General features: G+C 55.6%; 10 protein-coding genes. 5 read left to right on the plus strand and 5 right to left on the minus strand.

Annotated features, from left to right (window positions below; all coding sequences use genetic code 11):
* Window positions 1-48: 48 nt before the first annotated feature.
* Both rhlB and gppA read left to right on the plus strand, forming a co-directional pair.
* Window positions 49-1,341, plus strand: coding sequence for an ATP-dependent RNA helicase RhlB (gene rhlB, locus IAI47_RS18535; protein ID WP_003851965.1), 1,293 nt, complete (start codon window positions 49-51; stop codon window positions 1,339-1,341).
* A 6-nt stretch (window positions 1,342-1,347) separates the two neighbouring features.
* The gene (gene gppA / locus IAI47_RS18540) at window positions 1,348-2,832 is read left to right on the plus strand and encodes a guanosine-5'-triphosphate,3'-diphosphate diphosphatase (RefSeq protein WP_003851967.1); all 1,485 of its coding nucleotides are present in this window, start codon (window positions 1,348-1,350) and stop codon (window positions 2,830-2,832) included.
* Window positions 2,833-2,875: 43 nt separating this feature from the next.
* Here the strand turns inward: gppA and rep are convergent, their stop codons facing one another.
* The gene (gene rep / locus IAI47_RS18545; RefSeq protein ID WP_008926424.1) at window positions 2,876-4,897 is read right to left on the minus strand and encodes a DNA helicase Rep; all 2,022 of its coding nucleotides are present in this window, start codon (window positions 4,895-4,897) and stop codon (window positions 2,876-2,878) included.
* 75 nt (window positions 4,898-4,972) lie between these two features.
* Here rep and ppiC point away from each other — a divergent pair, with 75 nt between their 5' ends.
* Window positions 4,973-5,254: a peptidylprolyl isomerase PpiC gene (gene ppiC, locus IAI47_RS18550; protein ID WP_008926423.1), complete on the plus strand. Its 282-nt coding sequence runs from the start codon at window positions 4,973-4,975 to the stop codon at window positions 5,252-5,254.
* On the opposite strand, the gene IAI47_RS18555 is transcribed toward ppiC, so the two are convergent.
* On the minus strand, window positions 5,255-7,315 hold the full coding sequence (locus tag IAI47_RS18555) for an AsmA family protein (RefSeq protein ID WP_003851971.1): 2,061 nt from the start codon (window positions 7,313-7,315) through the stop codon (window positions 5,255-5,257).
* 63 nt (window positions 7,316-7,378) lie between these two features.
* Window positions 7,379-8,152: a cyclic-guanylate-specific phosphodiesterase gene (gene pdeH, locus IAI47_RS18560; RefSeq protein ID WP_008926422.1), complete on the minus strand. Its 774-nt coding sequence runs from the start codon at window positions 8,150-8,152 to the stop codon at window positions 7,379-7,381.
* Between the two features lie 279 nt (window positions 8,153-8,431).
* On the opposite strand from pdeH, the gene IAI47_RS18565 reads away from it, so the two are divergent.
* Window positions 8,432-9,364 carry a sugar kinase gene (locus tag IAI47_RS18565; protein WP_003851975.1) on the plus strand — a complete coding sequence of 311 codons (933 nt, stop codon included), beginning with the start codon at window positions 8,432-8,434 and terminating at the stop codon, window positions 9,362-9,364.
* Window positions 9,365-9,460: 96 nt separating this feature from the next.
* Here IAI47_RS18565 and msbA read toward each other — a convergent pair whose 3' ends face one another.
* Window positions 9,461-11,218, minus strand: a complete 1,758-nt coding sequence (gene msbA / locus IAI47_RS18570) for a lipid A ABC transporter ATP-binding protein/permease MsbA (RefSeq protein ID WP_008926421.1) — start codon at window positions 11,216-11,218, stop codon at window positions 9,461-9,463.
* Between the two features lie 482 nt (window positions 11,219-11,700).
* Between msbA and IAI47_RS18575 the strand changes: the two genes are divergently transcribed.
* On the plus strand, window positions 11,701-12,573 hold the full coding sequence (locus IAI47_RS18575) for an alpha/beta hydrolase (RefSeq protein WP_003851978.1): 873 nt from the start codon (window positions 11,701-11,703) through the stop codon (window positions 12,571-12,573).
* 2 nt (window positions 12,574-12,575) lie between these two features.
* On the opposite strand, the gene IAI47_RS18580 is transcribed toward IAI47_RS18575, so the two are convergent.
* Window positions 12,576-14,066: a pitrilysin family protein gene (locus tag IAI47_RS18580; RefSeq protein ID WP_008926420.1), complete on the minus strand. Its 1,491-nt coding sequence runs from the start codon at window positions 14,064-14,066 to the stop codon at window positions 12,576-12,578.
* Window positions 14,067-14,279: the final 213 nt, after the last annotated feature.

Here is a 14,279-nt window from a genome sequence, read left to right on the forward strand (position 1 = left end):
TCGGATACGCTTTCGTAAAGCGATAGTAAGCTGATATTCTACCACACTATGAGCAAAACACACTTAACTGAACAGAAGTTTTCCGACTTCGCCCTGCACCCAAAAGTGGTGGAAGCCCTTGATACTAAAGGCTTTCAATACTGCACGCCGATTCAGGCGTTAGCTCTGCCTTTTACGCTTTCAGGGCGTGATGTTGCAGGCCAGGCGCAAACCGGTACCGGCAAAACGATGGCGTTTCTGACGTCAACGTTTCATCATCTTCTCTCTCATCCTGCGGCGGAAGGCCGTCAGGTTAACCAGCCACGGGCATTAATTCTTGCGCCGACGCGTGAACTTGCTGTGCAGATTCATGCAGATGCCGAACCCCTTACCGCCTCAACCGGCCTGAAACTGGGTCTCGCCTATGGCGGAGACGGGTATGACAAACAGCTGAAAGTGCTTGAGCAGGGCGTTGATATTCTGGTGGCAACCACCGGTCGCCTGATCGACTACGCGAAACAGAATCACGTTAATCTCGGTGCTATTCAGGTTATGGTGCTGGACGAAGCCGATCGCATGTTCGATCTCGGCTTTATTAAAGATATTCGCTGGCTGTTCCGTCGCATGCCGCCGGCTACCCAGCGTCTGAGCATGCTGTTCTCGGCCACCCTTTCTTATCGTGTCCGTGAACTGGCATTTGAGCACATGAACAGCGCTGAATATGTGGAAGTGGAACCGGAACAAAAAACCGGCCATCGCATTCAGGAAGAGCTTTTCTATCCGTCTAACGAAGAGAAAATGCGCCTGCTGCAGACCCTGCTGGAAGAAGAGTGGCCCGATCGCGCCATTATTTTTGCCAACACCAAGCACCGCTGTGAAGATGTCTGGGGCCACCTGGCTGCTGATGGACACCGCGTCGGCCTGCTGACCGGCGACGTTGCTCAGAAGAAGCGTCTGCGTATTCTGGATGACTTCACCAAAGGCGATGTAGATATTCTGGTCGCAACTGATGTTGCAGCTCGCGGCCTGCACATCCCGGCGGTAACCCACGTCTTTAACTACGATCTGCCAGACGACTGTGAAGATTATGTTCACCGTATTGGCCGTACCGGTCGTGCGGGCGCCAGCGGACACTCTATCAGCCTGGCCTGTGAAGAGTACGCGCTGAACCTGCCTTCGATTGAAGAGTACATTGGCCATAGCATCCCGGTCAGCAAGTACAGCAGTGAAGCGTTGTTAACTGATTTACCGCCGCCTAAGCGTCTGCAACGCAGTCGTTCCGGCAACGGCCCGCGTCGCGGGGGAAATAACGCCAATCGTCGCGGCGCGCCTCGCAACAACAACCGTAAACGTTCAGGTTAGGGCACCATGCTAAGCGCATCGTCACTTTATGCAGCGATTGATTTAGGATCTAACAGCTTTCATATGTTGGTGGTGCGCGAGGTCTCTGGCAGTATTCAGACCATCGCAAAAATAAAGCGCAAGGTTCGCCTTGCTGCCGGCCTGGATAAAAATAACTTGCTGTCAGCCGATGCGATGTCGCGTGGCTGGCAATGCCTCAGACTCTTCTCTGAACAACTGCAGGATATTCCCCCCGATCAGATTCGCGTGGTGGCGACCGCCACATTGCGTCTGGCTGCCAATGCGCAGACCTTTCTTGATACGGCTCAACAGATTCTCGGCTGTACTATCAACGTTATCAGCGGTGAAGAAGAGGCGCGCCTGATCTATCAGGGCGTGGCCCACACCACGGGCGGGTCCGACCAGCGTTTAGTGGTCGATATCGGCGGCGGCAGCACCGAGCTGGCCACCGGCGATGGCTCACATGCTTCGGTGTTGTTTAGTCTGTCGATGGGCTGTGTGACGTGGCTGGAGCGCTTCTTCAGCGATCGTCACCTGGCCAAAGAGAACTTTGATCAGGCCGAACTGGCGGCGCGTGAGATGATCCAGCCCGTGGCAGCGCAACTGCGTGAACAGGGCTGGCAGGCCTGTGTCGGGGCATCCGGCACGGTTCAGGCACTGCAGGAGATCATGGTGGCGCAGGGCATGGATGAGCGCATCACGCTGAATAAACTGCAGCAGTTGAAGCAGCGCGCTATTCAGTGCGGCAAACTGGAAGAGCTGGAAATCGAAGGGCTGACGCTGGAGCGGGCGCTGGTCTTCCCCAGTGGCCTGTCGATCCTGATCGCCATCTTCCAGGAACTCAGCATTGATAGCATGACACTGGCGGGCGGCGCACTGCGGGAAGGACTGGTCTACGGCATGCTGCATCTGCCTATTGACCGCGATATCCGCACCCGCACGCTGCACAACGTCCAGCGCCGTTTCAGCATCGATGTCGAACAGGCAGACCGCGTGCGTCAACTGGCAGAAAGTTTCTTCCGTCAGGTTTCTGCGCCGTGGAAGCTGGATCAGCGCTGCCGTGAGCTGTTGCTCAGCGCCTGCGCGATCCACGAAATCGGCCTGAGCGTCGACTTCCGTCATGCGCCACAGCACGCGGCGTATCTGGTCCGTCACCTCGACCTTCCCGGCTTCACACCGGCGCAGAAGAAGCTGCTGGCCTGTTTGCTGCAAAACCAGAGCGGCAGCATCGACCTGGCGTTGCTGACCCAGCAAAACGCCCTGCCGCCGCGTCTGGCGGAAAGGATGTGCCGTCTGCTGCGACTGGCGATTATTTTCTCCACCCGCCGTCGCGACGACACCCTGCCTGCTGTGCGGCTACAGGCAGACGACGATGCCCTGCATCTGACCCTGCCCGCAGGCTGGCTGGAAGCGCATCCGCTGCGCAGCGAACTGCTGGAGCAGGAAAGCCACTATCAGTCTTACGTCCACTGGTTGTTAACCCTGTCGTAATGGTACCCGTGTGAGGCGAAATGTCTTCGCCTCCTGCACCGGTTTAACTCTTTTTCGCCTTATCCAGCATCGCTCTCAGACCGGCGACACGGCTCTGTCCGGTTTTCATCCGCTCTTCCGCGCTGACCACTTTGCGCTCGGTCTCCCATTGCAAATCGTCCTGCGGCAGCTCCAGCAGAAAACGGCTGGGTTCAGGCCGGATTAACTCGCCATATTGCCGGCGTTCACGACACAGGGTAAAGGTCAGCTCTTTCTGCGCCCTGGTGATCCCGACGTAAGCCAGCCGTCGCTCCTCTTCGATATTGTTCTCATCAATGCTGCTCTGATGCGGCAACAGCCCCTCTTCCATGCCCACCAGGAACACATAGGGGAACTCCAGTCCTTTAGAGGCGTGCAACGTCATCAGCTGTACCTGATCCAGCTCTTCATCACTTTCACCGCGTTCCATCATGTCGCGCAGAGTAAAGCGCGTTACCACCTGCGCCAGCGTCATCGGCTCATCAATATCAGTGCCTTCCAGCATTTGTGTCATCCACTGAAACAGCGTGTTGACGTTCTTCATCCGCATTTCGGCGGCTTTCGGACTGCCGGAGGTTTCGAACAGCCAGCTTTCGTAGTCGATGCCGCGGATCAAATCGCGCACCGCATTCACGGGTTCACGTTCAGTGAGCTGGATAATCTCATTCAGCCAGTGGGTGAAGCGCTGCAGATGCTCCAGACCACGGCCACTTAGCGTCTGCCCCAGGCCGACATCAAAACTGGCATTAAACAGGCTCTTGCTGCGCAGATTGGCCCACTCACCGAGCTTCTGCAGCGTAGCCGGGCCAATCTCACGGCGCGGCGTATTGACGATACGCAGGAACGCGCTGTCATCTTCAGGATTGGTCAGCACGCGCAAATAGGCGAGCAGATCTTTGATCTCGGGTCGCGAGAAGAACGAAGTGCCACCAGAGATGCGATAAGGGATGCGGTTCTGCATCAGAAACTTTTCAAAGGTCCGTGACTGATGATTGCCGCGATAGAGGATCGCGTAATCTTTATACTGCGTCCGGTTGATAAAGTGATGTGCGATCAGTTCGCCGGTCACCCGTTCCGCCTCATGCTCTTCGCTGTTAGCGGTCAGCACTTTCAGCTCGCTGCCCTGCCCCAGTTCCGAAAACAATTTTTTTTCAAAGACGTGCGGGTTGTTAGCAATCAGGATATTCGCCGCCTTCAGGATGCGCTGCGAAGAGCGGTAGTTCTGCTCCAGCTTCACGACCTCCAGCGCAGGGAAGTCCTGATTCAGCAGCACCAGATTCTGCGGCCGCGCACCACGCCAGGAGTAGATGGACTGATCGTCATCGCCGACCACCGTGAAGCGCGCCCGTGCGCCAACCAGCAGTTTAACCAGCTCATACTGACTGGTGTTGGTGTCCTGATACTCATCCACCAGCAGATAGCGGATACGCTGCTGCCAGCGTTCACGCACCTCCTGATTACGCTGCAGCAGCAGCGTCGGCAGCAGAATCAGGTCATCGAAATCGAGCACGTTGCACGACTTAAGATGCTGGCTGTAAAGGGCATAGCAGTGAGCAAAAATATTATCCTGTTGCGAACGCGCCAGCGCGGCGGCACCCTGCGGATCGATCAGATCATTCTTCCAGTTCGAGATGGTGGAAATGAGTTGCTGTAACAGCGTCTTATCCTCTTCCAGCCACTCTTTGGTCAGCTCTTTCAGCAGCGCAAGCTGATCCTGATCGTCGAACAGGGAGAAGTTGGACTTCATGCCCAGCGCCGCGGTTTCGCGTTTGATGATCTCCAGTCCCAGCGTATGGAAGGTCGAAATCAGCAGGCCGCGTGCCTCTTTGCGGCCCAGGGTTTGCGCCACACGCTCTTTCATTTCGCGCGAGGCCTTATTGGTAAAGGTCACCGCAGCGATATGGCGCGCCTGATAGCCGCATTCACGAATCAGGTGGGCGATTTTATTGGTAATCACGCGGGTTTTGCCCGATCCCGCGCCCGCCAGCACCAGACAGGGACCGGTAACAAATTCGACGGCACGTTGTTGGCTGGGGTTTAAACGCATAGGAGAAATCGCCTGATTAGATCAAAAGAAAGGGGTTTATACTGGGCGGCAATTATACACAACCGAGATATCAACATGGCGAAAACCGCGGCGGCTTTACACATCCTCGTTAAAGAGGAAGCGCTGGCAAAAGAGATTCTGGCGAAACTGGCGAAAGGCGGCAATTTTCAGGAGCTGGCAAAGAAGCACTCAACCTGTCCTTCCGGCCGGAAGGGTGGCGATCTGGGCGAGTTCCGGCAGGGACAGATGGTACCGGCCTTTGATAAAGCGGTCTTTACCTGCCCGCTGCTGACGCCTTACGGGCCGGTAAAGACCGGCTTTGGTTATCACATTATCAAAGTGCTCTACCGCAACTAGTTACTTCTTCTGCTTCATCTGCTGCAGGACGGTGCTGCACTGGTTATCTTCGTTATCACTTGGAGAGATCAGTGCCAGCAGCGCCGCTGCAGGACCTACGACCGCGCCCAGCGCCACGGCAGCGGCACCACGCGCCAGCAGTGGCCCCGTTTTCACGCCCGCATCAGGATTTTTAAAGGTGCCGCGCACATAGAGCGGCGAGCGCAGCGTCACGATGCGAATGCCTTTACTCTCCGGATTCACCGACAAATCAAGCCGCTCGCTGGCGAAGTTTGCGTTGCCGGAGACATTGATAATCGCGTTCTCGGTGTCAAACACAAACAGGTTGGGCGTTGCCACACCATTCTGCAGTTTGAGATCGGTGGCGGCGCAGTTGATGCGCACCTGGTCATCGCCAAACAGTTTACCCACCACATAGTTACCGACATTGAGACCAGCAATTTCCATCAGGCTGCGGCTGATCAGACCGTCATTCATCAGCAGCTTAAGTTGCCCGTTACTGGTTCCCAGCAGGTCGGCCACTGAGTTACCGGTGCCGGTAAAGCTGGCATCGCCATTGAGCTGACCACGGCTGTTCTTCATCGCCTCCACCGTCGGGAAGAGCTGACGCAGTTGCAGCTTACGAACATGAAGGTCAACCCGACCGCGCATTGGCGAGTGGTCACCCTCCAGTCGGATAGTGCTGTTGAGATTGCCGCCCGCCACACCAAAGCGCAGCGGGTCCAGCAGCAGATCGCCGTTTTTCATCTGTAAGTGGGTATAGAGATCGCTTAACGGCAGTGAATTGCTGTGTTCGATCCGTTTGCCGCTGAACTTCACGTCGGCATCCATCACATCCCAGTTTTTGGTTTCGAATTTATCATGCGGCAGCACGCGGTCAGCAGGCTGGTTCGATTTCTCACCGCGACGCGCTTTAGCCTGCGCGGTTTTTTCACTGCCTTTACCGGAGTCCACGCCAATGAGTGGACCCAGATCGGCCATACGCAGTTGCTCAGAGGTCATTTCGCCGCTGAGCGTCGGGCGAGGTTTGACCTGGCTGTAGATCAGCGAGCCATGAATATCGCTGTCACCAATGTGACCATTGAATTTCTCATAGCGGTAGACCGCGCCCTTTTTACCATTGAATTTCGCTATCAGATGGCCGTCAGTTTCATAAGGCGGTGTGTCAGGCAACAGAACACCGGTCAGGCCATAAAGATTAGCCAGCGTATCGCCCGAGAAGCGTAGTCGCACGTTAAGCCCGCCGAGGTTCATTGGATCCTGCAAACCGCCAGTCACCTGAACCCGCGTGGTGCCGTTGCGCACATCGGCCTGAATCGGGAAGGGGGTGTTCTGGCTTCGCAATGACAGCATGCCCCCAATCTTGCCGTCGCCAGTGAGTTTCTCGTTGTTGTAGGTGCCGCTGGCCTGCCAGCCAAAGACAAAGTCGCCTGCGCCTTTCTGCTGGTCATCGCCTCCGGCGATCTGCGTATACGGCACCGGTTTGCCCAGTGGATTGACCTGTACCGTGACATCGGCGCGGTTAATGGCGTCGCGATAACGAATCTGGCCCTGATCAAACAGAATATTATCCAGACGGAAGGACCAGGCCGATGGCGCAGCATTCTTCTCATCCTTGTCGCTGTCAGCAAGGGTAAAGGTCCAGTTGTTCTTTTTATCGGCGGTCTGGATCAGTCGCGCATCGGGTCGCTGCAGCTTAATCCACGGGATGAACAGCTCTTTATGCAGTAACGACAGGGGTGACAGCGTGGCGTCTACACGCTGCAGATGCACCATGGTGACGTCAGAAATGTCAGGCGGGTTGCCCAGCATAATATCTTCCGCATGGATCTGCGGCCACGGCACCCAGCGCCGCCAGCCGGCCTCGTCGCGATTTCGTGCCCAGTCGATGCCCAGATCCCCGCGTATCGCAAAGGGACGGTTTAATTCTGTTGAGACTTTCTGATTAATGGTGGGCTTCAGGCGGTTCCAGTCAAAGGTAGCGATCACAACGATAATCACCACAATCAACAGCACCAGAATACCTGCTACCCAGCTGACGATTTTCCCGGTACGCGACATTACGCTTTCTCCTTGCACATTCACGGTCTGCGTTAAAGATAGTCGAGACCACGAGCAACGGCATCAGGGAAGCTGGAGAGTGAGGTGATTCAATTCAGAAAAGGGGACGGGACGCGAAAAGTAATAGCCCTGTGCAGCAATCGCAGGCGACGCTTTGACCTGCTGCCACTGCGCTTCCGTTTCCACCCCTTCAACAATGACACCGTTACAGTAACGATTAATCAGTGCAAGCAGCATCGAAAAGAGACTCCGCCCTTCATCCGTCGTGCCCAGCATAATAAACAGGTCGCGCGACAGCTTGATGTAATCATATTTCAGTTCAGTCAGCGCTGAGAAATTTGCCATACCTGAACCAAAATCATCCAGCCACAGCGGCCCCAGTTCCGGTATTTTCGCCACTTTCTCCTCCTGCGGCAGCGCCTGATGCTCGGTGAGCTCAAACCGTATCCAGGGCAGCTGGGCAATCAGGCGGCGAATGGCGGGTCGTTGCTGAATGGCGAGCAGTGAAGGACCGTCTATGTTGACCGAAGCGACCACATCACTGCGCTTAAAAAATGCGCTCCATTCTGCCAGCAGTTCAAGCTGCTCATGCACGACATCCAGGCGCCGGGCGATATCGAGTCCGGCAAACCAGGCTTCAGGCGAAAGATTCCGTTCCGGTTCAGAAGGATGCGACACGGCGGTCAGGAGTTCAATGGCAAGTAATTGACCGGTAACCCGGTAGATGGGTTGAAACCGATAGCGTCGATGACATTGTTGCCAGAAGAGCGGGGTTTCCGGGTGGAGTTTAAGGTCGTTTGAAGACGGCAGCCATTGGCTAATACTCTCCATCACCATGCTATTTCCCTGAGTGGTAACAAGTCCCCAAAATGGATGACTGAGCGATTATCAAAAGTGCCTGTGATATTAAGATGAACGGCATGGCAATATAAAACGGCGAGTTTATCAGCCGTCTCGCTAACATAATCGGCTAAACAAGCCGACGTTAGCCGCGTTTATCTGCCAGATCGAGGCTGTTTCATGCCTTAAGTTAAATTAAAACGGCGTTTTAAAATCATTGACGTCTGCCATACCAGACGCGAGACTAGGACGATATTTCACTACAGGTCTGAAACCATGACGCACAAGAAAATCGCCATTATTGGCGAATGCATGATTGAGCTGTCCGAAAAGGGTGAGAACATCAAACGGGGCTTTGGCGGCGATACGCTTAACACGGCAGTTTATCTCGCCCGCCAGGTCGATGAGCAGCAGTTGCGGGTCGATTATGTCACTGCGCTGGGAACGGATTCGTTCAGCGATCAGATGATCGCCGCCTGGCAGCAGGAGAAGGTGAATACGGACCTGATCCAGCGCCTCGATAATAAGATGCCGGGCCTGTATGTGATTGAAACGGATGCCGATGGCGAGCGTACTTTCTGGTACTGGCGCAGCGATGCTGCGGCGCGTTACTGGCTTGATAGCCCGCAATCTGAGGAGATAGCCGGGCAATTGTCGCACTACGATTATCTCTATCTCAGCGGCATCAGTCTGGCTATTCTGCCGCCGTCCAGCCGTGAGAAGCTAATGACGCTACTGGCCCGTTGCCGGGCAAATGGCGGCAAGGTGATTTTTGATAATAACTACCGCCCGCGTTTATGGGCCGATCGCGCCAGTGCGCAGGCTGCATATCGCGCCATGCTGAACTGTACCGATATCGCCTTCCTGACACTGGATGATGAGCATCTGCTGTGGGGCGAAGCGCCGCTGGAAGAGGTTATCGCACGAACCCGTCAGGCGGGCGCCAGCGAAATCGTGATTAAGCGCGGTGCCGACTCCTGTCTGGTGGTCACCGGCGATGCGCCGCTGATTGATGTGCCTGCGGTGCGTCTGGCGAAAGAGAAAGTGATCGATACGACTGCTGCCGGTGATTCATTCAGTGCCGGGTATCTGGCGCGCCGTCTGACCGGGGCTTCTGCGGAGGAAGCCGCGCAGCGTGGGCATCTGACAGCCAGTATCGTGATTCAGCATCGCGGCGCGATAATTCCGGCAGAGGCGATGCCTGAATGATGCTGTAGCCGTTAGCGTCGTGAAGATGGACTGCGAATGCAGATGACGAAAAATGCGCCCGGAGGCGCATTTTTTAGCTTCTGGCATTCACACCTCTTACGCACACAGCGGCTGACTGAACTGCATCTTATAGAGCCGTGTATACGCGCCGTTCTTCTGCAGGAGCTGCTGATGCGAGCCGCGCTCCACAATCCTCCCCTCCTCTACCAGCAGAATTTCATCGGCCTTTTCAATGGTCGAAAGCCGGTGAGCGATGATCAGCGTGGTCCGGTTCTGCTGCAGCGTCTCCAGCGCAGACTGAATGGCGCGTTCAGATTCGGTATCCAGCGCCGAGGTCGCCTCGTCGAGGATCAGAATTGGACTGTCGCGCAGCAGGGCGCGGGCAATCGCGATGCGCTGGCGCTGCCCACCCGACAACAGCACCCCGTTCTCCCCAATCACTGTATCCAGTCCGTTATCCATTTTATTAATGAATTCCATAGCATGGGCCATCTGTGCCGCCTTTTCGATTGCTTCACGGCTGAAGACGTCGGTACGGGCATAAGCGATGTTGTTGGCGACCGTGTCGTTGAAGAGGTGAACGTGCTGAGAGACCAGTGCCACCTGCTCACGCAGCGAGGCCAGGGTGTAGTCACGCAGCGCATGACCATCCAGCAAAATCTCTCCGCTGTCGATGTCGTAAAAGCGTGTCAGCAGGCTGGCGAGAGTCGATTTACCCGAACCGGAACGGCCCACCAGCGCCACAGTTTTACCGGCGGGAATGGTCAGGTTAATATGCTCCAGCGCGGGCGTTTCCGATCCCGGATAGGTAAAGGTGACATCGCGAAATTCTATATTGCCGGTCGCGCGTTCAACCACGTATGTTCCTTCATCTTTTTCCTGTTCAGTATCCAGGATGGCAAACAGTGTCTGACAGGCAGCCATACCGCGCTGGAACTGGGCGTTAACGTTAGTCAGTGACTTTAACGGACGCATCAGCATCAGCATGGCGGAAAACACCGCACTGATAGAACCCGCCGTCAGTGTGGCCATCACAGAGGGAAAACTCGCCGCATAGAGCACAAAGGCGAGCGCAGAGGAGGCGAGCAGCTGAATAATGGGATCGGAGAGCGAGGTCGCTGAGACCATTTTCATCCCCTGACGACGCATGTTGTTGCTGACCTGTTCGAAGCGGGTCGTCTCGACCTGCTGGCCGCCGAACATCAGTACCTCTTTATGACCTTTCAGCATCTGCTCTGCATGAGACGTTACCTGCCCCATTGTGTTCTGCATGTTCTTGCTGATACCGCGAAAGCGCCTGGAGACGATGCGAATCGCCAGCGACACAATGGGTGCCAGCACCAGCAGGATCAGGGAAAGCTGCCAGCTGTAGTAGAACATCATCACAAACAGGCCAAGAATAGAGGCTCCCTCACGGACCACCGTCACCAGCGAACCGGACGAAGAGGAGGCGACCTGTTCGCAGTCGTAGCTGATACGGGAGAGCAACGTGCCGGTTGATTGCTGATCAAAAAAAGCCACCGGCATGCCCATCATATGGCTGAACAGTCGACAACGCAGGGCCATGACCACTTTGCCTGACACCCAGGAGATACAGTAACTGGAGATATAGCCGCTCACACCGCGGACCAGGATCAGCCCGATAATCACCAGCGGCATCCAGATCAGAATGCCGTGGTTATTCCTGCCAATCACATCGTCAAGCAGCGTCTTCAGCAACGTCAGCATCAATGGATCGATTGCTGCGTTGACGATCAGGGCGACACCCGCAACCACCAGCCCCAGTCTGAAGGGAGAAATCGTCGGCCACAAACGAGAGAAGGTTTGCCGGGTAGAGAGATCGTTATCAAACATGGAATTCATCTTACCGTTGTGAATGAACGGCTGATGTTATGTTAAACCTCATCAACCAACAGGAAACTGCCCGACGCTGAACATTCCCAAATGAGACTGGCACTTAAGCCCCTGCAGCGAAGTGAACGTGATTCTGGCGGTAAAATCATTATGCTGTCTGAACAGCACACAGCGTGATATCCGGTAAATTTTGGCTAACAAAGCGAGCCATGCCAGCCATTTACCTTAAGCTGCAAATTCGTGGTTAATAGCGGACTTCCAGCGGCATCCCTCTTCAATCCGCCTTATAATTTATTGATTAAAATTAATCATTTATATAAATAGATCCACCACCAGGCATAGTCCGAATCTGGTCAGATTTGCCCTTTTCGGATGGACGACTGCCTGAAAAAAGACCATCTTTTAATCAAAAGACAGCAGGACGCTGTTCTCTCCGGCCGCGAACAAAACAATTAAAATATTCCCCGCATCAGGATCTATTTATGCACACAGAAATTATTAATATCTGGCCACACGGTGATGCGCCAGGCGCCAGCGATTCGCGCGCAGAGCCGCAGATCGTCGATATGGCAAAAGAGTATGAGCCTTACGATCGCGCAGCGACCGGCGTACGTTGCCCGGAGATGGCGATCTGGCATCCGGTCGAATCAAACGGGATTACCCTGCTGGTTGCACCGGGCGGTGGCTATCAGCGCGTGATGATCGATCGTGAAGGCAGCGCCCTGGCCACCTTCTTTACATCGATGGGTTACACCCTGGCGGTCATGACCTATCGCCTGCCCTATGATGGACATCATGAAGGTCCCGACGCGCCATTGGCCGATGCGCAGCGTGCGGTTCGCGTCCTGCGTGAACGGGCACAGCGTGGCCTGAACGGTAAATACATTGTGATGATGGGCTTTTCGGCGGGCGGCCACGTGGCAGCCAGTCTGGGAACGCGTTTCGCAGAGAAACTCTATCCGGTGCAGGATGGCGCAGAAAACTTCTCGCCGCGTCCGGATGCGATGGTGCTGGTTTATCCGCTGATCAGCATGCGTGATGGCATTGCCCATGAGGGTGCCAGAACCCGCCTGCTGGGTGCGTGGCCGGATCAGAAAACCATTGAAGCCTATTCAATGGAAACCCGTGTTCATCCGCTGGTGCCACCGACACTGTTGATCCACGCCGCCGACGATGATGATGTCTCGGTGAATCACAGCATGGCGTTTTTTGGCGCGCTGCGTGAGCATAAGGTGCCGGCAGAGGTGCATTTCTATCAGAAAGGCGGGCACGGATTTGGTATCCGTGGCGTGGCAGATTTGCCCCTCGCCAGCTGGCCGATGTTAGTGACCGAGTGGCTCAGGGCAAAAACCTGACGTTAAGCGGCGGGCGGAACGTCTTTGACGTTGCTATCCGGCGGGCTGGCTTCATTGCTGGTCGCCGGTGCCGTTGCCGGTGACATTACTTTGTCCCAGCTCTCCTGCAGGCTCTTCACGTTAGTTTCCGCTTCGCCTTCCGGCTGAATCAGAACCATCATCAGTTCCTGCGTCAGCTGCTGGCGCAGCTCCTGGTTCAACTGTTCACGGGTCAGGCCGGCCAGGAAAGTCTGACGCAGCTTCTGATACTGCTCAGGCGCAATATCGACCACGGCGTTCTGCTGAGATCGCAGGCGCTGGCTCATCAGCACATCAGTATCGGTGCGGGCATAGGTGGTAAAGAGCTTATTCAGCTCCAGCAGCTTCTGCGCCATCAGCGCATCAAACTCCTCCTGCGGAATGCCTTTATCACGCACGTTCGCCAGCTCGCGCGCCACCAGATTCATATTCTGCGCCAGGTTGTCGTTGCGCCCGTCCATGTTGATCGAGCACTGCGCACGCTGATAGAGCACGCGGCAATCAAATCCCACCTGGATGCCCTGCGCCTTGCTGTCGCTGAGCGCACGCTGGACATGCCAGAACAGCGCTTCACGGGCCAGGTCGCCCTGCCAGTAACGTTGCAGATTCTGGGAGTCCCGAATCGGTTGCCACGGCGTATCCCACACCAGTGAGAGACGATCCTGCGTCATGTTGCTGCTCACCAGATTCACCGGCTCGTGCGGCAGCGGCGACAGGGTGGGCAGAGGTGCAGGCGTTTCACGTTTCCCGGTTAGCGCCGAGAAGGTTTTGTTGATCTGCTCAGAAAGGTTCCGGCTATCAACATTGCCAACAACGTAGAGCGTCATCGCATCCGGGGTGTACCACTGATGATAAAAATCGTTGAGCTGGGTTAAATCGACAGGTGCGCGCGGTTGCGCGGCGGGATCGTGCGCCAGCAGCGCAGAGCCTTTCAGGCGGTAGCGCCACCAGACATCCTGCGAATCTTTCGGCCAGGTCGCCACCGGATCGGAGGCGGCCAGCGCAGTGTTGACCACCTGTTCGGTGATAGCCATATTGCCCGCCGTGGCCGCCAGCCAGTTCAGTGCTTCTTTCAGCAGTTCGGGACGGTTATTCGGCAGACTCAGATTATATTGGGTGGAGTCATAGGAGGTAATGACAGGCGGCAGCGGACGCTGTGGATCCATCGCCTGTTGCCATAGCGCGCGTTGCTGGTTGTTATCAAGCGCGGTGTTATGCACCATCGCCAGGCGCGACAGCAGATGACTGAAGCCCGTCTGTTGCGCACTCTCTACCAGCGAACCGGTATTCACCACCAGCCGCAGTTCAATGCGGTCGCTGGGGCGTTGCGGTGTGGCCAGTAACTGCCAGTTAAATCCATTATCCAGCTTGCCTTCCTGCCAGGCCGGATCCGGTTGCAGCGTTTCTGCCTGGAGACCAAAGCTGCTTGCCAGCACTAATCCACCAACCAAAAGCCGAATTCTGGTGCCCTGCATGTGAACCCCTACTCAAATAATTCAAATATTGTTATCACTGGCGCATATTGCCGCTGTTATTAACGAATCGGCTGGCGCCGAATCGCGCTGTTATCCAACAACAAAGTGTTTGACCACAGGAAGCTCAGGATGTCGCGTAACGAAGTGAAAAACGTCAAAAAAAACAAGTGGGGTTTATTATGCAAATGCCCGCTGTCAGGGCAAGCGACAGCG

The organism is Pantoea sp. MT58, from assembly GCF_014495885.1.
Lineage (GTDB): Bacteria > Pseudomonadota > Gammaproteobacteria > Enterobacterales > Enterobacteriaceae > Pantoea > Pantoea eucalypti.

Bases quoted from the DNA above. Each gene is read 5' to 3' on its own strand.
- IAI47_RS18575 (WP_003851978.1), top strand. From the start codon at position 11,701: ATGCACACAGAAATTATTAATATCTGGCCACACGGTGATGCGCCAGGC.
- gppA (WP_003851967.1), top strand. From the start codon at position 1,348: ATGCTAAGCGCATCGTCACTTTATGCAGCGATTGATTTAGGATCTAAC.
- rhlB (WP_003851965.1), top strand. From the start codon at position 49: ATGAGCAAAACACACTTAACTGAACAGAAGTTTTCCGACTTCGCCCTG.
- IAI47_RS18580 (WP_008926420.1), bottom strand. From the start codon at position 14,066: ATGCAGGGCACCAGAATTCGGCTTTTGGTTGGTGGATTAGTGCTGGCA.
- pdeH (WP_008926422.1), bottom strand. From the start codon at position 8,152: ATGGTGATGGAGAGTATTAGCCAATGGCTGCCGTCTTCAAACGACCTT.
- rep (WP_008926424.1), bottom strand. From the start codon at position 4,897: ATGCGTTTAAACCCCAGCCAACAACGTGCCGTCGAATTTGTTACCGGT.
- IAI47_RS18555 (WP_003851971.1), bottom strand. From the start codon at position 7,315: ATGTCGCGTACCGGGAAAATCGTCAGCTGGGTAGCAGGTATTCTGGTG.
- ppiC (WP_008926423.1), top strand. From the start codon at position 4,973: ATGGCGAAAACCGCGGCGGCTTTACACATCCTCGTTAAAGAGGAAGCG.
- IAI47_RS18565 (WP_003851975.1), top strand. From the start codon at position 8,432: ATGACGCACAAGAAAATCGCCATTATTGGCGAATGCATGATTGAGCTG.
- msbA (WP_008926421.1), bottom strand. From the start codon at position 11,218: ATGTTTGATAACGATCTCTCTACCCGGCAAACCTTCTCTCGTTTGTGG.